The sequence below is a fragment of the Nocardioides ochotonae genome, from assembly GCF_011420305.2.
Taxonomy (GTDB): Bacteria; Actinomycetota; Actinomycetes; order Propionibacteriales; family Nocardioidaceae; genus Nocardioides; species Nocardioides ochotonae.
This window is the reverse complement of the sequence record NZ_CP061769.1, coordinates 1,813,175-1,829,355: the sequence shown is the minus strand read 5'-3', so window position 1 is coordinate 1,829,355 and position 16,181 is coordinate 1,813,175. Positions and strand designations below refer to the sequence as shown.

Annotated in this window: 18 protein-coding genes; 2 read left to right on the top strand and 16 right to left on the bottom strand. The window is 74.5% G+C overall.

What is annotated here, in order from left to right; all coding sequences use genetic code 11:
- From HBO46_RS08850 to HBO46_RS08820, 7 genes are all read right to left on the bottom strand, one after another.
- Complete coding sequence (locus HBO46_RS08850) at positions 1 to 1,071, bottom strand: glycosyltransferase (protein ID WP_166138782.1); 1,071 nt, start codon at positions 1,069 to 1,071, stop codon at positions 1 to 3.
- A 4-nt stretch (positions 1,072 to 1,075) separates the two neighbouring features.
- On the bottom strand, positions 1,076 to 2,197 hold the full coding sequence (locus HBO46_RS08845) for a glycosyltransferase family 4 protein (RefSeq protein ID WP_166138785.1): 1,122 nt from the start codon (positions 2,195 to 2,197) through the stop codon (positions 1,076 to 1,078).
- A 67-nt stretch (positions 2,198 to 2,264) separates the two neighbouring features.
- Positions 2,265 to 3,071 (bottom strand): SDR family NAD(P)-dependent oxidoreductase, encoded by an 807-nt coding sequence (locus HBO46_RS08840; protein ID WP_166138787.1) that lies wholly within the window; start codon positions 3,069 to 3,071, stop codon positions 2,265 to 2,267.
- Positions 3,072 to 3,160: 89 nt separating this feature from the next.
- A complete protein-coding gene (locus HBO46_RS08835; protein ID WP_166138790.1) occupies positions 3,161 to 4,219 on the bottom strand; it encodes an NAD-dependent epimerase/dehydratase family protein in 1,059 nt (352 codons plus the stop codon).
- Positions 4,220 to 4,275: 56 nt separating this feature from the next.
- Entirely contained in the window at positions 4,276 to 5,850 is a 1,575-nt protein-coding gene (locus tag HBO46_RS08830; protein ID WP_166138793.1) for a phytoene desaturase family protein, read from the bottom strand.
- Positions 5,843 to 6,292 (bottom strand): SRPBCC family protein, encoded by a 450-nt coding sequence (locus HBO46_RS08825; RefSeq protein WP_166138795.1) that lies wholly within the window; start codon positions 6,290 to 6,292, stop codon positions 5,843 to 5,845. Before HBO46_RS08825 ends, HBO46_RS08830 begins: the two co-directional genes overlap by 8 nt.
- Positions 6,292 to 7,254, bottom strand: a complete 963-nt coding sequence (locus HBO46_RS08820) for a TIGR03557 family F420-dependent LLM class oxidoreductase (RefSeq protein ID WP_166138798.1) — start codon at positions 7,252 to 7,254, stop codon at positions 6,292 to 6,294. The genes HBO46_RS08825 and HBO46_RS08820 overlap by 1 nt, the downstream gene beginning before the upstream one ends.
- A 103-nt stretch (positions 7,255 to 7,357) precedes the next feature.
- Here HBO46_RS08820 and HBO46_RS08815 point away from each other — a divergent pair, with 103 nt between their 5' ends.
- Positions 7,358 to 8,020, top strand: a complete 663-nt coding sequence (locus HBO46_RS08815) for an HAD family hydrolase (protein WP_166138800.1) — start codon at positions 7,358 to 7,360, stop codon at positions 8,018 to 8,020.
- Positions 8,021 to 8,084: 64 nt separating this feature from the next.
- Here the strand turns inward: HBO46_RS08815 and HBO46_RS08810 are convergent, their stop codons facing one another.
- Together HBO46_RS08810 and HBO46_RS08805 are read right to left on the bottom strand one after the other, a co-directional pair.
- Positions 8,085 to 9,233: an alcohol dehydrogenase catalytic domain-containing protein gene (locus HBO46_RS08810; RefSeq protein WP_397187174.1), complete on the bottom strand. Its 1,149-nt coding sequence runs from the start codon at positions 9,231 to 9,233 to the stop codon at positions 8,085 to 8,087.
- A gap of 106 nt (positions 9,234 to 9,339) precedes the next feature.
- Entirely contained in the window at positions 9,340 to 9,645 is a 306-nt protein-coding gene (locus HBO46_RS08805) for a MerR family transcriptional regulator (protein ID WP_166138805.1), read from the bottom strand.
- Positions 9,646 to 9,728: 83 nt separating this feature from the next.
- Here HBO46_RS08805 and HBO46_RS08800 point away from each other — a divergent pair, with 83 nt between their 5' ends.
- Positions 9,729 to 10,166, top strand: a complete 438-nt coding sequence (locus HBO46_RS08800; RefSeq protein WP_166138808.1) for an Hsp20/alpha crystallin family protein — start codon at positions 9,729 to 9,731, stop codon at positions 10,164 to 10,166.
- A 55-nt stretch (positions 10,167 to 10,221) separates the two neighbouring features.
- Here HBO46_RS08800 and HBO46_RS08795 read toward each other — a convergent pair whose 3' ends face one another.
- The 7 genes from HBO46_RS08795 to HBO46_RS08765 form a co-directional block, all read right to left on the bottom strand.
- Positions 10,222 to 10,776, bottom strand: coding sequence for a DinB family protein (locus HBO46_RS08795; protein WP_166138811.1), 555 nt, complete (start codon positions 10,774 to 10,776; stop codon positions 10,222 to 10,224).
- Positions 10,777 to 10,928: 152 nt separating this feature from the next.
- The gene (gene der, locus HBO46_RS08790) at positions 10,929 to 12,308 is read right to left on the bottom strand and encodes a ribosome biogenesis GTPase Der (RefSeq protein WP_166138813.1); all 1,380 of its coding nucleotides are present in this window, start codon (positions 12,306 to 12,308) and stop codon (positions 10,929 to 10,931) included.
- On the bottom strand, positions 12,305 to 13,090 hold the full coding sequence (locus tag HBO46_RS08785) for a lysophospholipid acyltransferase family protein (protein ID WP_166138815.1): 786 nt from the start codon (positions 13,088 to 13,090) through the stop codon (positions 12,305 to 12,307). The genes der and HBO46_RS08785 overlap by 4 nt, the downstream gene beginning before the upstream one ends.
- Positions 13,087 to 13,773 carry a (d)CMP kinase gene (gene cmk, locus HBO46_RS08780; RefSeq protein WP_224769454.1) on the bottom strand — a complete coding sequence of 229 codons (687 nt, stop codon included), beginning with the start codon at positions 13,771 to 13,773 and terminating at the stop codon, positions 13,087 to 13,089. The genes HBO46_RS08785 and cmk overlap by 4 nt, the downstream gene beginning before the upstream one ends.
- Before the next feature lie 11 nt (positions 13,774 to 13,784).
- Positions 13,785 to 14,834 carry a prephenate dehydrogenase gene (locus tag HBO46_RS08775; protein ID WP_224769453.1) on the bottom strand — a complete coding sequence of 350 codons (1,050 nt, stop codon included), beginning with the start codon at positions 14,832 to 14,834 and terminating at the stop codon, positions 13,785 to 13,787.
- A 132-nt stretch (positions 14,835 to 14,966) separates the two neighbouring features.
- Positions 14,967 to 15,365: a VOC family protein gene (locus tag HBO46_RS08770; protein ID WP_166138821.1), complete on the bottom strand. Its 399-nt coding sequence runs from the start codon at positions 15,363 to 15,365 to the stop codon at positions 14,967 to 14,969.
- 4 nt (positions 15,366 to 15,369) lie between these two features.
- Positions 15,370 to 16,173: a helix-turn-helix domain-containing protein gene (locus HBO46_RS08765; RefSeq protein WP_166138824.1), complete on the bottom strand. Its 804-nt coding sequence runs from the start codon at positions 16,171 to 16,173 to the stop codon at positions 15,370 to 15,372.
- Between the last annotated feature and the right edge of the window lie 8 nt (positions 16,174 to 16,181).

The following is a 16,181-nucleotide window of genomic DNA, read 5'->3' as shown; positions in this document are numbered from 1 at the left end:
TCACGCGGCCTCGACCCCGACCCCGACCAGGCGGGCGTAGCGCTGCTCGTACTCGCTCACCATCCGGTCCGCGGACAACCGTTCGACGGCATGGCGGCGCACCGCGCGGCGGTCGCACCGGCGGGCGCGGTCGATCGCGGCCGCGAGATCGGCGGTGTCGCCGGGCCGCGCGAGCGCACCGACGCTGGCGTCGACCAGCTCGGGCAGCGCGCCCCGGGCGTAGGCCGCGACCGGGGTCCCGCACGCCATCGCCTCGGCGGCGACCAGCCCGTAGGGCTCGTCCCACTCCGGGGTCACCACGGCAACGGAGGCGCTGCCGAGCAGCCCGGCGATGGCCCGGTGGTCGAGGTGGCCGGCGTACACGGCGTCCTCGCCGAGCCGGGGTGCGACGCAGTCCTCGAAGTAGTCGGGGTCCGGGGCGGGCCCGACCAGCACGATCGGGATCCCGGCCGCCCGCGCCGCGTCGATCGCGACGTGCGGCGCCTTCTCGCGCACCAGCCGCCCCGACCAGACCGCCGGCCCGCCGCCGGGACCGAGGCGCCAGGTGTCGACGTCCACGCCGTTGAGCACGGTGTCGCTGGCGACCACGTGCGACCACGCCTCGGCCGTACGACGGCTGACCGCGGTGAACGACGAGGCGCCCGGGGCGGTCGCGATCGCCGACTCCAGCCAAGGCACCGGCGGGGTGTGCAGGGTGGTGAGCAACGGGATCTCGAGCATCGGCGCCATCGCCACCGGCAGGTGGTGGAGGCTGTGGTTGTGGACCAGGTCGAAGCGGCCGGCGCCGTCCCGGGCCAGGTCGAGCATCAACGTCAGGTAGGCGTGGTGCTCGGCCATCCAGCTCGCCGCGGGGGCGTTGACGTCGCGCTGCGCGGCGGGGCTGGGCTCGAAGGTGCCGGCGTCGATGAGCGTGACCGGGAGGTCGGGGTCGCTGCCGGAGGCCGCGAAGAGGGACACCTCGTGGCCACGGGCGGCCAGCTGCCGGGCGAGCTGGTGGGTCAGCGCCTCCAGGCCGCCGGCGAAGGGCTCACGCACCGGGTAGCGGCTCGAGGCGATCAGGCACACGCGCACGCGCTCACCCCAGCAACGTGCGGTAGAGGGCGTCGTGGGTCGCCGCGACCTCGGCGCGCTGCGCACGGCGCTCGGCCACGCTCGCGCCGTACTGCGGCCGGCTGCTCCAGGCCTCGCGGATCGCGGCCGCCAGCAAGGCGGTGTCCGCGCCCTGCTCGTCGTGGCCGTAGCTCAGCACCGGCCCCTGGTCGGCGAAGTGGCCGCACGTCGGCGCCACGACCGTGGTGCCGAGGTCGCGGCAGGCCTCCAGCCACCCGGAGTGGGTGCCGAAGCGGTAGGGCAGCACCGAGACGTCGAGCGAGGCGAGGTAGGCCCACAGGTCGTCGTCGGAGAGGTAGTCGTGCACGCGCAGCTCGAGGCGACCGCGCGCGGCCTCCTCGTGCAGGTACCTCGCCAGCGCGTCGTCGCGCCGCGCGCCGTCGTCGTCGAGGACGTCGCGGTGGGCGTTGACCTGCAGCACTGCGTCGGGCAGCGCGCCCACCGTCTCGACCAGGGTCGGCAGGATCGCGAGCGGGTCCATGCTGGCGCGCAGGCTCTTCACGTGCACGCCGACCCGGAAAGGCGTCCCCGGCCGGGCCGCGCGCTCGCGCTGCAGACGCGCCATCGTGGGCAGGTCGACCACGTGCGGGTGCGGCACGACCAGCGCCTCACGGCCCCAGCGCGGGGCGATCTCGTCGGCCGCGCCGCGGGTCAGGGTGATCAGCGCGTCGGCAGCCGGGACCAGCAGGTCCAGGTGCGCGTCGTGCGCGGCCCGGTCGACGTGATGGGGGTTGCGCAGGTCGTGGACGGTGTAGACGAACGGCGCGCGCCGGGCGCGCAGCACCTCCACCAGCTCGCGCAGCCGGGCCGGCTCGCAGGCGTCGAAGCCGAAGTGCAGGTGGAACAGGTCGAAGTCGGCCCCCGCGGCCCACTCGGGGTCGAGCATCACCGGCGGCCACCAGGTCGCGCCGGCCGGCCGGTCCGGGCGGGACGGGTCCGGGTCGGGCAGGCGGTACGGCGCGGGGCCGTCCTCAGGTGCGAGGTGGCGGACGTAGACGTGCCCGGAGGGCACCGAGGCCACCCGGACCGGGCGATCGGTGGGGGTCGCGCGCCGGGGCTTCCCGGGGGCGCTGCTGGTCGTGGTCACTGGCTCGCGGTACCCGAGTGCCCACCCCGGCACGACGCCCGCAGGGGTGACCTCGCTCCCGCTCTGCTCAGTCTCGGGGCTTCGTCAGGCGGGCCAGGAGCGGGGTGGCGAGGGCATCGGGCAGGTGGGTGCCGATCTCGGCCTGGAGCCGGTTCTTGAACGACCCCGGCACCACGCTCGAGCGTCCGGCCATCATCGCCTCGAAGCCCTCCTTGGCGACCGTCTCCGGGTCGTCCTTGCCCTTCATCCGGCCCAGCGGGGTGTCCTCCATGTCGGCGCGGGCGAAGAACTCCGTGTCGGTCGGGCCGGGCATCATCGAGGTCACCGTCACCCCGGTGTCGCGCAGGTCCTGGCGCAGGCCCTCGGCGAAGGAGTGCACGAACGCCTTCGAGGCGGCGTACGTCGCCTGGAAGGGCCCGGGCGCGACGGCCGCGATCGAGGAGGTGATCAGCACCCGCCCGCGCCCGGCGGAGACCATGACCCGGGTCGCCAGCTTGGCCAGGTGGACCGTCGAACGGACGTTGAGGTCGACCACGCTGAGGTCGTCCTGCAGCGGGATCTGGTCGAAGCGGCCGCTGACGCCGACCCCGGCGTTGAGGGCGACCGCCTCGAGGCGCGCGCCGGTGGCGTCCACCGTCGCCCAGGTGCTGTCGACCCCGGCCGCGGTGCGCAGGTCGGCCTGAACCGGGACCACCCGGCGGCGCCCGGACGACGCGAGCTCGCGGGCGACGTCGTGGATGCGGTCCTCCTCCGCGACCACCACGAGGTCGAACCCGTGATCGGCGAACTGGCGGGCCAGGGCAAGTCCGATGCCGGTCGAGGCGCCGGTGACCAGGGCGAGCGGGGCGAGCGGGGCGTCGGTGTGGGAGTCCATGTCGCCCGGTCTCCGCCGTCGCGGTGCTCATGCGCGGCCCTGCGGCACTCCGTTCACGGCAGGGTTCTCCGGAGGCTTCAGGCGAGGGTTCAGGGCAGGCGCCGCCGGCTCACCGGGCCCTGCCTCACCGCCCGGCGCAGCCCGTCGGCGATGGTGCGCTCGCGCAGCACCTCCGCGTCGCCGTGGGCCGCGTCCGCCATGCCCGCGACCGCCTCGGCCAGCACGTCGTGCGCGGCCCGGCGCGGGCGCCACCCGAGCTCGGTGCGGGCACGGGTCGAGTCGAGGACCGGGACGCCGAGGGCCATGTCGACCCATCCGGGGTCCAGCGGCTGCAGGTGGGCGCGCCAGGTGAGGTCGGCGGCCGCGCGCAGCACCGCGAAGGGCACGTGCACCGGGCGCGCGCCGAGCACCGAGGCGATGTCGGCGTGGCGCAGCAGCGGCTCGGTGGCGAGGTTGAACGCGCCCGGCGCCCTCGCCTCGAGGATCCGCACCATCGCGTCGGCGACGTCGTCGGCGTGGACCACCTGCAGGGTCACCCGCCGGTCCAGCGGCAGCACCGGCACGTGACGCAGCACCCGCGCCGGCACCACGGTGGGCAGGAAGTAGCGCAGCTGGGCGCTGCTCGCGCTGCGCTGGCCGATGATGCCGGGCCGGGTGCGGCTGACCACCACGCCGTGGCCCGCCTCGAAGTCGTCGAGCAGCCGCTCCGCGGCGGACTTGTGCCGGCTGTACGGCGAGGCCTGGATCCCGTCCGTGGGCCAGTCCTCGGTGACCGGCCGGTCGTCCAGGCGCGGGGAGTACGCCCCGATCGAGGACTGGTGCAGCAGGTGCCCCACGCCGGCGTCCCCGACCGCGTCGAGCACCCGCCGGGTCCCGCCGACCCCGACCTCCTCGAGGTAGTCGATGCGGTGGGTCGGCTGGAAGCCCCAGACCAGGTGGACGACGGCGTCGGCGCCGCGGAAGGCGTCGACCAGCACGTCGTGGCACTCGCGAGACAGGTCGGCGCGCACCCACTCCTGCGGTCCGTCGACGACCTGCCGGGCCGGTGGGCGCCGGGCGATCCCGACCACCTCGTGACCGCCCGCCCGCAGCCGGCGCGCGAGCGCCGTACCGACGTTGCCGGACGCGCCGGTGACGACCACGCGCATGGGTCCTCCTCAGTCAGGGTGGGTCAGGGTGGGTAGTGGGCAGCTGACGGCGCCGGCTAGACCCGGCGCACCCGCCGGGCCAGGATCGCCGCGCGCGCGGCGTTGCTGCCGGCGGCGCCGTGCACGCCGCCGCCGGGGTGCGCCGAGGCCGAGGCCAGGAACAGCCCACGCACCGGCGTCTCGGCACGGCCCAGGCCGGGGACCGGACGGAACACCAGCTGCTGGTGCAGCTGGGCGGTGCCGCCGCCGAGGGCGCCGCCGATCAGGTTGGCGTTGCGCGCCTCGAGCTCGTGCGGGCCCAGGATCCGCCGCGCGGTGACCCGGTCCCCGAATCCGGGAGCCAGCTGCTCCACGCGTGCCTGCATCCGGTCGGCCAGGCGTTCGAGGTCGTCGTGGTCCCAGCGGCCGGTGATCCCGTCCTCGCCGGCGTCGCGGCGCACGTCCTGGGGCATGTGGGTGTAGGCCCACACCGACTCCGTACCGGCCGGCGAGCGGACCGGGTCGGTGGTCGTCATCTGCCCCAGCAGCAGGAACGGGCGCGCCGGCACCGCGCCGGCCTCGATCTGGGCGTAGGTCTCGGTCAGCTCGGCCACGGAGTCGGCCACGTGCACGGTGCCCGGGGCCTGGGGCGGCGCGACCGCCCACGGCACCGGCCCGGAGAGCGCCCAGTCGACCTTGATCGTCGAGGGGTCCATCTGGAAGTCCTGCATCCGGCGCAGGGTGCGCGCGGGCAGGTCCTCGGGGCGCACCAGCCCGCCGTAGAGCCGCGGCGCGGCCACGTCGGCGAGCACGGCCCGGGCGCGGATCCGCTCGCCGTCCGCGAGCCGCACGCCGCGTGCCCGGCCCCGGTCCACCTCGACCCCGACCACCTCCGCGGAGCAGCGCAGCGTGCCGCCCCGGGACTCCAGGCGGCGTACCAGCGCCTCGGCCAGGCGGCCGGCCCCGCCCTGCGGCACCGGCCAGCCCACGGTCTGGCCGAGCATCGCCAGCAGGACCGCCATCAGCCCGGAGCCGGGCGCGTCGAGCGGGATGTCGGCGTGGCTGGCGTTGCCGGCGATCAGCAGGCGTGCGGCCTCGCTGCCGAACCGCTCACGGGCCAGCGACGACGCGGGCGTCAGCAGCGTGCGGACCAGGTCCAGGCCGCCGGCACGTCGTACGGCGAGCGCGGCGGAGATCCCGCTGCGCACCGGCGGGAACGGCGACAGCAGCGCCCCGACGAGGGAGTCCCCCACGACGTCCCAGGTGCGGCACAGCTCCAGCCAGGCCTCGCCGTCGCCGGGGTGCAGGTCCTCCAGACCGGCGGCGGTCAGCTCCCGGTCACGGTGCAGCGTCGCCCAGCGCTGCGACGCGGGGTCGAAGTGCCCCAGGACGGCCGGCGCGTGGCTCCAGGTCAGCCCGTGCTCCTCCAGCCCGAGCCCGCGCACCACCGGGGAGGCGGCCGCGAGCGGGTAGAACGAGCTCATCGTGTCGTGCACGAAGTCGGGGTGCACGTCGCGGTCGCTGCGCACCGCCCCGCCGGGGGTCTCCTGGGCCTCGAGCACGAGCACCGACCAGCCCGCGTCGGTGAGCAGGTTCGCCGCGACCAGGCCGTTGGGGCCGGCGCCGACGACGACCGCGTCCCAGTCAGTCACTGGCGGCCGTGACCGGACGCTCGGCGACGTAGGCGAGGCGCCGCAGGCTCTCGTCGTTGCGCCACGACAGCGCGGCGTCGCGCAGCGGCTTCGGCATCAGCGTGCCCGGGCCGGACACCACGTCCTCCTCCATCACCACCCGGGTGCCGGAGCCCTCGGGCTCCAGGGTCAGCCGCACGGAGGCGACGCCGCTGGGCTGGGCGCGGGCACGCAGCGTCAGGGAGACGCCGGGATCGACCGCGGTGACCTCGGTGTAGTCGTCGATGAGCACCGGCCAGGTGCCCACCGAGTGGTGCAGCCGGGAGCCGGCCTCGGGCCAGCCCTCCTCCACCGCGCGCATCCGGGAGGCGCCGACCACCCACAGCGGGTAGGTCCAGCCGTCGGCGAGCACCTCCCAGACCCGCTCGGGGCTCGCCTGGATCAGGGTCTCGTTCCTCGCCATCAGCCGGTCCTCTCCTCGTGCACGGCGGGCAGGACGTGCTCACCGTAGAACTCGATCATCGCCAGGGTGTACGGGCCCATGTTGGCCACGTACAGCTCGTCGTAGCCCGCCTCGGCGTACTGGCGCACCAGGGCGACGTGGTCCGCCGGGTCGTTGCCCGCGACTGCGGACTCGCGGGTGGACTCCATCGTGACCAGCTGGGTCGCCTGTTCGAAGTGCTCCGGCGTCGGCAGGATCTGCGCCATCTCGCCGGGCAGGCCCGCGTTCGGCCACAGCCGGTGGGCGTGCTCCCAGCCCTCCTCCTTGGTCGGGGCGAAGGCCACCTTGGCCCCGCCCTGGGCCGGCCGGCCCCCGGAGGCCTTCTTGAACGCTCCGACAAGGTCGGCGTCCGGCGAGGTCCCGATGTAGCCGTCGCCGATGCGCGCCGCGACCTCGACCGCCTTGGGGCCGAAGGCCGAGACGAAGATCTCCGGAGGGGTCGCGGGCACGTTGTAGATCCGCGCGTGCTCGACGGTGTAGTGCCGGCCGCGGTGGCTGACCACCTCGCCGGTCCACAGCCTCCGGATCACCTCCACGGCCTCCTCGAGCATCTCCAGGCGTACGTCGGCGCTGGGCCACGCCCCGCCGAGGATGTTCTCGTTGAGCGCCTCCCCGGTGCCGACCCCGAGGGTGAATCGGCCCTCGAGCAGCTCCGCGCAGGTGCCGGCCGCCTGGGCGACGATCGCGGGGTGCAGGCGCACCGTGGGGCAGGTGACGGCCGTGGTCACGTGGAGATCGCAGACCTGGCTGACCGCGCCGATCACGCTCCACACGTGCGGGCTGTTGCGCTGCTCGTTGTTCCAGGGGTGGAAGTGGTCGCTGATCCACAGCGCCTCGAACCCGGCCTGCTCGGCCGCGCGGGCCTGGGCGACCAGCTCGGCGGGGGTGTACTCCTCGGTGGACAGGAAGAACCCGATGCGCATCCGCTCTCCTCCGGTTCGTGGTCGTGCCCGCTCGTGGTCGTGCCCGCGCGGTATCCCGAGCAGACCCGGCGCATGCGGCGCCGCGACCGGGTACCGGCCCGCGATGAGCGACTCCACCACCGCCGTGCTGCTGGACATCGACGGGACCCTCGTCGACTCGACCTACCACCACGCCCTCGCCTGGCACCGCGCCTTCGCGCGCCACGAGACCGCCCCGCCGATCTGGCGCATCCACCGCACGATCGGCATGGGCGGCGACAAGCTCGTCGCCCATGTCGCCGGCGAGGAGGTCGAGCAGCGCTCCGGGGACAAGCTGCGCGCGGCCTGGAAGGAGGAGTACGCCGCGCTGCGCGAGGAGGTGCTCCCGCTGCCCGGCGCCGCCGATCTGGTCCGCGACCTGCGCGGGCGCGGCCACCGCGTCGCCCTCGCCTCCTCCGGGGACCCGCAGTTCTCCCGGGAGGCCGTCGAGCTGGTCGGGATCGGCGAGGACATCGACCTGCTCACCACCTCCGAGGACGCCGAGGCCTCCAAGCCCGAGCCGGACCTGGTCGGGGAGACGCTCGCGCGCCTCGGGGGCGTCGAGCGGGCGGTGTTCGTCGGCGACACGCCGTACGACGTGGAGGCCGCGGCCCGCGCTGGCCTGCCCTGCCTCGGGGTGCTCACCGGCGGGTTCGGCCGCGAGGAGCTGCTCGCGGCCGGCGCCGCCGCGGTCCTCGACGGACCGGGCGACCTGCAGGAGATCGACTGGGACTCCTACCTGGGCTAGCAGCCGTCGGCCGAGCCGGTCGAGACGTGTCTCGACCGGCTCGGCCTCGGGACGTGCGCTGGGCTCAGGGCTTGAAGACGACCTTCACCATGCCGTCGGCCTTGTCGCGGAACTTCGCGTAGGCCTCCGGTGCCTGGGCCAGCGGCAGCCGGTGGGTGGCGAACGTCTCGACACCGAGCCTGTCCTCGTCCTGGCTCAGGACCTCGAGGATGTCGTCGGTCCAGGCGCGCACGTTGGCCTGGCCCATCCGCAGCTGGAGCTGCTTGTCGAACATCTGCATCAGCGGCATCGGGTCGGCGGCGCCGCCGTAGACCCCGGAGATCGAGATGGTGCCGCCGCGCCGCACGCTCTCGATCGCGAGGTAGAGCGCGCTGAGGCGGTCGATGCCTGCCTTCGTCATCACCGCACCCTGGACCTTCTTGGGCAGCAGGCCGAGCGCCTTCTGGGCGGTCTCCGCGATCGGCGAGCCGTGCGCCTCCATGCCGACCGCGTCGATCACGGAGTCGGCGCCGCGCCCGTCGGTGAGCTCGCGGATCAGGCCGGGCACGTCGTCGATCTTGGAGATGTCGACCGCCTCGGCGCCTCGTGCCGCGACGCGGTGCAGCCGCTCGGGGACCCGGTCGGCGACCACGACCCGGTGGCCGCGGTCCAGCGCGATCCGGGCGGCCATGTCACCGATCGGCCCGGCGCCCAGCACCAGCAGCGTGCCGCCGTCGGGCACCGCGGCGTACTCCACGCCCTGCCAGGCGGTGGGTAGCACGTCGGAGAGGTAGAGGAAGCGCTCGTCGTCGGGGCCCTCGGGCACCTTGACCGGCAGGAAGTCGGCGAACGGGACGCGCAGGTACTCCGCCTGCCCGCCGGGCACCTGGCCGTAGAGCTTGCTGTAGCCGAACAGGCTGGCGCCGGTGCCCTGGCTGCGGTTCTGGGTGGTCTCGCACTGGCTGTGCAGCTGGTGCGAGCACATCCAGCACGAGCCGCAGCTGACGTTGAACGGCACGACCACCCGGTCGCCGGCCTTGAGCTCGCGGACGCCGGGGCCGACCTCCACGACGACGCCCATCGGCTCGTGCCCGACGATGTCGCCGGGGGTCATGAACGGCGTCAGCGGGTCGTAGAGGTGCAGGTCGGATCCGCACAGCCCGGTGCTCGTGATGCGCACGATCGCGTCGGTCGGCTCCTGGATCGTGGGGTCGGGGACCTCCTCGACGCGCATGTCCTGCCGGCCTTGCCACGTGACTGCTCGCACTGCGTACCTCCGGTGTCGGGGCTGGGTGGGGGTGCCCTGCCGGTACCCGAGCAGCCCGTGCGGATGCCCGCGCTCAGTCCCGGTGCGCGGCGTCGCACCGGCGCACCCGCTCCTCGAGCACCCGCACCCGCTCCTCCAGGGCGAGCACGCGTGCGACGCCGGCCAGGTTGAGCCCGTCGGCGAGCAGGTCGCGGATGCGGTGCAGCCGCTCGATGTCCTCGGGGCTGTAGAGGCGCGAGCCGCCCGGGGTGCGGTCCGGCTCCACGAGGCCGCGGCGCTCGTAGACACGCAGGTTCTGGATCTGCATGGAGACCATGTCCGCGGCGACCGAGATCGCGAACACGCCGCGGCGGCGTTCTCCCGCTTGCGTCGACGTCATGTTGTGAGTATAAGAAATCTCTAACAGCCGTTACAGATCCGCAGACCCCAGGTCGCGGACCGCGCCCGTCAGGAGGACCCGTGATGTTGCTTCGTACGACCGACCCGTTCCGTGACCTCGACCGCTTCGCCCAGCAGGTCCTCGGCACCACGAACCGCCCGGCGGTCATGCCGATGGACGCGTGGCGGGAGGGCGACCGGTTCGTCATCGAGTTCGACCTTCCCGGCGTGTCCCGCGAGAGCATCGACCTCGACGTCGAGCGCAACGTGCTCACCATCCGCGCCGAGCGCACCACGCGCGCCGGTGACGCGGAGATGCTCGCCTCCGAGCGCCCCACCGGGGTGTTCAGCCGCCAGCTGGTGCTCGGCGACAACCTCGACCTGCAGCGGATCGAGGCGACCTACGCCGACGGCATGCTGCGCCTGGTGGTGCCCGTCGCGGAGAAGGCCAAGCCGCGCAAGATCCAGATCACCGGCGGCTCCGAGGGCGAGGGCGAGGGCCACGCCGCGATCAGCGTCTGAGCACCGAGCGGACACCCCGGTCGAGTCCGCTCGACCGGGGTGTCCGGCCGGCGCGTCAGCCCATCGTCTTCTGGCCGTCGATCGTCTCGCGGATGATGTCGGCGTGACCGGCGTGCTGGGCGGTCTCGGCGACGATGTGCAGGAAGGCTCGCCGGGCCGTCCAGGACGCGCCGGGCTCGAACCACGGCGCCTGCGGCAGCGGCTGCGCCCGGTCGAGGTCGACGGTGGCCACCAGCGCGTCGGTGGCCGCGGCGACGTCGTCGTACGCCGCGAGCAGGCCGGCGACGGTGTCGTCGCCGGTCATCTCGAACTCCGCCTGGTGGGCGAGCACCTCGGGCGGCGGGTCGGTCCAGTCGATCGACTCCCAGTCGACCGGCTCCCCCGGGCCGTTGACGACGAAGTCGGCCCAGGTCCGCTCGGCGGCCGAGACATGCTTGAGCACGCCGCCGAGGCACAGCTCGCTCCTGGTCGGTCGGGTCGCGGCCTGCTCGTCGCTCACACCGGAGACGGCGTAGCGCAGGAAGCCGCGGTGCTTGCCCAGCAGGTCCAGCAGGTCGCGGCGCTCGGCGCTGAGGGTCGTGGGGTCGGGGGTTCGGGTGTGCTGTGTCATACCGACCACGCTAGGAGCCGAAGCGGTCAGTCCCTGACCGCTTGCCCCGACATGTCCGAGGTCCTTCCCGAACGGCGACGGCCGGGGCGGCGGGTGCCGCCCCGGCCGTCCGGAGCCGTGCGCGAGCCGGTCGTCGGACCGGTCGCGGGACCTCAGCGCTTGCGCTTCTCGCGCACCCGCTGCTGGATCACGATCGGGGTGCCGGCGAAGCCGAACTCCTCGCGGAGCCGACGCTCGATGAAGCGCTCGTAGGAGGCGTCGAGCTTGCCGGAGGTGAACAGCACGAACGTCGGCGGCGCCGTGGTCGGCTGGGTGCCGAACATGATCTTGGGCTGCTTGCCGCTGCGCACGGGGTGCGGGTGCTCGGCGACCAGGCGGCCCAGGAAGGTGTTGAGCGCGCCGGTGCCCACGCGGGTCTCCCAGCCGGCGATCGCCTTCTCCAGGGCCGGCACCAGCCGGTCCACGTGCCAGCCGGTGCGCGCGGTGATGTTGATCCGCGGCGCCCACTGCACCTGCACGAGCTCACGCTCGATCTCGCGCTCCAGGTAGTAGCGGCGCTCCTCGTCGACCAGGTCCCACTTGTTGAACGCGATGACCAGGGCGCGGCCGGCGTCGCGGATGGTCTGGATGATCCGGATGTCCTGCTCGGAGATCGACTGCCCGCCGTCGACGACCAGCACGGCCACCTCGGCGCGGTCGATCGCCGTCGTGGTGCGCAGCGAGGCGTAGTACTCGTGGCCCGACGCGGACTTCACGCGCTTGCGGATGCCGGCGGTGTCGATGAAGCGCCAGGTCGTGCCGCCCAGCTCGATGAGCTCGTCGACCGGGTCGACGGTGGTGCCGGCGGCGTTGTCGACGACGACGCGGTTCTCCCCCGCGAGCTTGTTCAGCAGCGAGGACTTGCCGACGTTCGGCTTGCCGACGATCGCGATCCGGCGCGGACCGCCGACCTCCGCCTCGCCCCGCGGGGGCGGCTCGGGCAGCGCGGCCAGGATGGCGTCCAGCATGTCGCCGGAGCCGCGGCCGTGCAGCGCCGAGACCGGGTACGGCTCGCCGAGGCCGAGGTTCCACAGCCCGTAGGCCTCGGCCTCGGTCCGCTGGTCGTCGACCTTGTTGGCGGCCAGCACGACCGGCTTGCCGGACTTGCGCAGGATCTTGACGACCGCCTCGTCGGAGTCGGTGATCCCGACGGTCGCGTCGACGACGAACAGCACGGCGTCGGCGAGGCTGACGGCGACCTCGGCCTGCGCCGAGATCGACAGGGCGAGGCCCTGGGCGTCGGGGTCCCAGCCGCCGGTGTCGACGACGGTGAAGGCGCGCCCGTTCCAGTTGGCGTCGTAGGACACCCGGTCGCGGGTGACGCCGGGGACGTCCTCCACGACCGCCTCACGGCGGCCGATGATGCGGTTCACGAGCGTCGACTTGCCGACGTTCGGGCGTCCCACGACGGCAAGGACGGGCACCGGTCCGGACGCGCCCCCGTCGATCGTCGGGTGGGTGTCGTGCTCGGGCAGGTCGTGGCCCTCGGTCATGGTGCTCCTCGGTCGGTGACCCCGGTGTCGGGGTCTGGGTCCTTCTCGTCTCCCGGCAACGGACCGGGCAGCGTCTGCCCGGTCAGAGCCAGGGCGTGGTCCAGGTGGACCAGCATGTGCTCACGGAGCAACAACGACGTGTGCTCCACCTGTTCCCGGGTTCGTGGCCACGGGACAGGATCACAGTGGTAGGGGCGGCCGAACACCAGGTCGACGCGACCGCCCTTCGGCGGCAGCGACGAGCGGTGCCCGCCGGGCGGGCGGGTGCCCAGCATGACGACCGGCACGACCGGCGCGCCGGAGACCAGCGCCAGGTAGCCCGCGCCGCGGTGGAAGCGGGCCAGGTTGCCGGCGTCGCGCCGGCCCTCGGGGAAGACCCCGACCGGGTGGCCGTCGCGCAGCACCCGCAGGCAGGTCTTCACCGCCCGCGGATCGCTGTTGAAGCGGTCCAGCGGGATCTGCCCGGCGAAGCGCAGGAAGGCACCCAGCGCGCCGCGGAACATCTCGATCTTGGTGAGCGCGTGCACCGGGCGGTGCGGGGCGAAGATCGCCAGGAACGGGCCGTCGGCGACGCCGATGTGGTTGGCCGCGAAGATCACCGGGCCGGTGCGCGGGATCAGCCCGCTGCCGTGCACGCGCACGTCGTAGCGGCGCCGGACCAGGAACCGCGAGAGCGGGCGCAGCGGGCTGTGCAGCGCGCCCCGGAACGGGTGCCGCACGCTCGTGCTGCGTGGTAGCGCCCCGTGGTCGGTGCACGGTCGCGCCGGGACGGGGCTGCTCACCCGACCGCTCTCACCAGCGCGACGACCTGGTCGACCACCTCGTCGAGCGTGTACGGCGTGGTGTCGATGTGGACGGCGCCGTCGGCGCGCACCAGCGGGGCCGTGGCCCGCGAGGAGTCGATCCGGTCCCGGCTCAGCAGCAGCTGCTCGGTCGCAGCGAGGTCGGAGCCGCCCTCCTCGGCGGCGCGGCGGGCGGCCCGCGCGGCGGGGTCGGCGGTCAGGTAGACCTTGACCGGTGCGTCCGGGGCGACCACGGAGCCGATGTCACGGCCCTCCACCACGATGCCGGGGCCGGCGCTCAGCGCCTCCGCGATCGCGGCCCGCTGGAGCTCCAGCAGGCGGGCGCGTACGTCGGGCACCGCGCTGACCGGGCTGACGGCGCGCGTGACCTCCTCGGTGCGGATCGCCTCGGCGACATCGGTGCCGTCGACGGAGATCGTGGGGGCGAGCGGGTCGGTGCCGGACTCGAGGTGCGGCTCCAGCGCGTGCTCGGAGACCGCGACCGGGTCGTGGATGTCGACGCCGTCGCGCAGCATCGCCCAGGTCATCGCGCGGAACATCGCCCCGGTGTCGAGGTAGCGCAGACCCAGCCGGGCGGCCACCGCCCGGGAGGTGCTGGACTTTCCCGAGCCGGAGGGGCCGTCCACGGCCACGACGATTCCGTTGACGATCCCGTTGCTCACAGGGGGTGAGCCTACCTGTGGGTGACCCAGCCGCGAGACTCCAGGGACCCGAGGAGATGCTCGACACGCGACTCCTCGACCAGCAGCTCCACCAGTCCGACCGGCCGGGCGGGATCGTGGTCGATGCGGATGTCCTCGATGTTGACCTCGCTGGCGACCGCGTCGGCGAGCAGCCGTGCGAGCTCGCCGGCGACGTCGGGCACCGAGACCCACACCGAGCCCATGGGCCGCGGGGGTCCGCCGTGCTTGCCGGGGATGGCTCGGGTGCCGGCGACGCCCTCGGCCAGCAGCGACTCGAGCGCGTCGCGGTCCCCCGCGCCGACCGCCGCGATCACGCGGTCCAGCTGCTCGCGCACCTCGCCGAGCAGGGCGAGCACCGCCTCGGCGTTGCCGGTGACGATCTGGCCGTAGAGCGCGGGGTCGCCCCCGGCGACCCGGGTGACGTCGCGGACGCCCTGGCCGGACAGCGCGAGGTGGTTCTCCGGGGCGGTGGCCAGGCGGGAGGCGACGGTCGCGGCCACCAGGTGCGGGACGTGGGAGGTGCGGGCGACCGCGCGGTCGTGCTCCTCGGGGGTGAGCCAGACCGGGGTGGCCCCGCACAGACGCACCATCTCCTCGACGAGCTCGACTGCCTCGACGTCGGAGTCGAGATGGGGCGTGATCGCCCAGGGACGGCCGTCGAACAGCGAGGCGCTGCCCGCGAGCGGGCCGGAGCGCTCGGAGCCGGCCATCGGGTGGCTGCCCACGTAGCGGGCGACGTCGGGGTGGTCGGCCACGGCGGCCAGCGGTCCGCTCTTGACCGAGCCGACGTCGGTGATGACCGCGCCGGTGCCCGCCGTACGGTCCAGGGCCTCGCGGATCGCCGTACCGAGGTGGTCGGGCGGGACCGCGACCACGACCAGCGCGGGTCGGTCATCGGCCCGGCGCGGGCGCCCGGCGCCGAGGCCGGAGGCGGTGCGGACGTGCTCGGAGGAGATGTCGGTGAGCAGGACCTCGACGCCGGAGCGGCGACAGGCCAGCCCGACCGAGGTGCCGAGCAGCCCGGCGCCCACGATCTCCACCGGACCGAAGGGTGCGTCCTGCGCGTCCGTGCCTGCGTGCCCCACGTCGCTCCCTGCCTCGGCCTCTTCTGACCGGACAAGGCTACTGGCGGCCGGCCCGGCCGCTCGGCGGGGTGCGCGACGCCGGACGCCTCAGGCCCCGCCGGGCTGGTAGTCGCCGAAGGACCAGTGGTTGCCCTCCGGGTCGGCCACGCTGCCGCCGCGACCGCCGTAGTCCTGCTCGACCATCTCGCGCAGCACGCTCGCGCCGGCGGCGACCGCCTTGTCGAAGACGGCGTCGGGGTCGGCGGTGACGAGGTAGGCGGCCGAGCCGCCCGCGTTGTCGACCGCGGCCCCGGGGCGCCGGCTGCCGAACATGATCCCGCCGCCCTCGGGCCACACCCACTCGGCGTGCATGACGAGGGCCGGGTCGGCCTCGTCGCGGTACGTCGCGTGCTCGACGAAGCCGATCGCGCGGAGCCAGGTCATCGCCGCGTCGGCGTCGGCGAAGGTCAGGGTGTGCCAGAGACGGATGTCGGATGCGTGGGTCATGTCCTCAGCCTGCGTCCGCGCCGACCTCGGGGTCTTGGAGGAACGGGAACTCCTCGCGCAGCCAGGTCGTGGGCGCGCACCCGGCCAGGGCTCCCCACTCCCGGGTCAGGTGCGCCTGGTCGGCGTACCCGCAGCGGTGCGCGACCTCGGCGAGAGGTGCCCGGCCGAGGCCGGCCCGGGCGCGCTCGAACCGGGCCAGGCGGCGCACGTCGCGCGGGGTCAGACCGCACTCGGCACGCACCAGGGTCGCGAGGTGGCGCCGTGAGTAGCCGACCTCCGCGGCGGCCTCCTCCACGCGCAGGCCGCGGGTGAGCGCGGCCAGGGCACGCCCGACCTCGGCCCGTGGCGGCCGCGCCGCACGGCCCGACCGGCCCAGCCGGGCCAGCAGGACCTGCTGCACCAGCGCCGCGCGTTGCTCGGGACCGACCCCGGCGAGCCGCTCGGGCAGGTCCCACAGGGCCGGGACGACGTCCTCGAGCTCGACCAGGGTGCCCGCCAGTGCGGCCGCGGGGACGCCCAGCAGCGCCCGGGCGCCGGCGGTCGTCAGCGCCAGCTGCACCCCGGCCTGGTGGCCGTCGTGGTGGATCTGCGCGGGGTGGGCGTGCAGGCCCGAGAGCGTTGACCAGCGCCGCGCCCGGGTCTCCGGCCGGCCGGCCCACCCGACGTCGAGCGGCTCCCCCGCCGGCAGCACGAGGGTGAGCGTGGTCCCGGGCAGGCCCCGGTGCACCCCGGGCGCGCCGAGGTCGACGTCGTAGGCCGTCAGCGAGGCGACGTACGGCGCGAGCGCGGGGTGGACCGGCCTGCCCATCGCCCCAC

Bases quoted from the DNA above. Each gene is read 5' to 3' on its own strand.
- HBO46_RS08765 (WP_166138824.1), bottom strand. From the start codon at position 16,173: ATGGGCAGGCCGGTCCACCCCGCGCTCGCGCCGTACGTCGCCTCGCTG.
- HBO46_RS08840 (WP_166138787.1), bottom strand. From the start codon at position 3,071: ATGGACTCCCACACCGACGCCCCGCTCGCCCCGCTCGCCCTGGTCACC.
- HBO46_RS08810 (WP_397187174.1), bottom strand. From the start codon at position 9,233: ATGCGCGTCGAGGAGGTCCCCGACCCCACGATCCAGGAGCCGACCGAC.
- HBO46_RS08815 (WP_166138800.1), top strand. From the start codon at position 7,358: ATGAGCGACTCCACCACCGCCGTGCTGCTGGACATCGACGGGACCCTC.
- HBO46_RS08795 (WP_166138811.1), bottom strand. From the start codon at position 10,776: ATGACACAGCACACCCGAACCCCCGACCCCACGACCCTCAGCGCCGAG.
- HBO46_RS08800 (WP_166138808.1), top strand. From the start codon at position 9,729: ATGTTGCTTCGTACGACCGACCCGTTCCGTGACCTCGACCGCTTCGCC.
- HBO46_RS08770 (WP_166138821.1), bottom strand. From the start codon at position 15,365: ATGACCCACGCATCCGACATCCGTCTCTGGCACACCCTGACCTTCGCC.
- HBO46_RS08805 (WP_166138805.1), bottom strand. From the start codon at position 9,645: ATGACGTCGACGCAAGCGGGAGAACGCCGCCGCGGCGTGTTCGCGATC.
- HBO46_RS08835 (WP_166138790.1), bottom strand. From the start codon at position 4,219: ATGCGCGTGGTCGTCACCGGCGCGTCCGGCAACGTCGGTACGGCGCTC.
- HBO46_RS08820 (WP_166138798.1), bottom strand. From the start codon at position 7,254: ATGCGCATCGGGTTCTTCCTGTCCACCGAGGAGTACACCCCCGCCGAG.
- der (WP_166138813.1), bottom strand. From the start codon at position 12,308: ATGACCGAGGGCCACGACCTGCCCGAGCACGACACCCACCCGACGATC.
- HBO46_RS08825 (WP_166138795.1), bottom strand. From the start codon at position 6,292: ATGGCGAGGAACGAGACCCTGATCCAGGCGAGCCCCGAGCGGGTCTGG.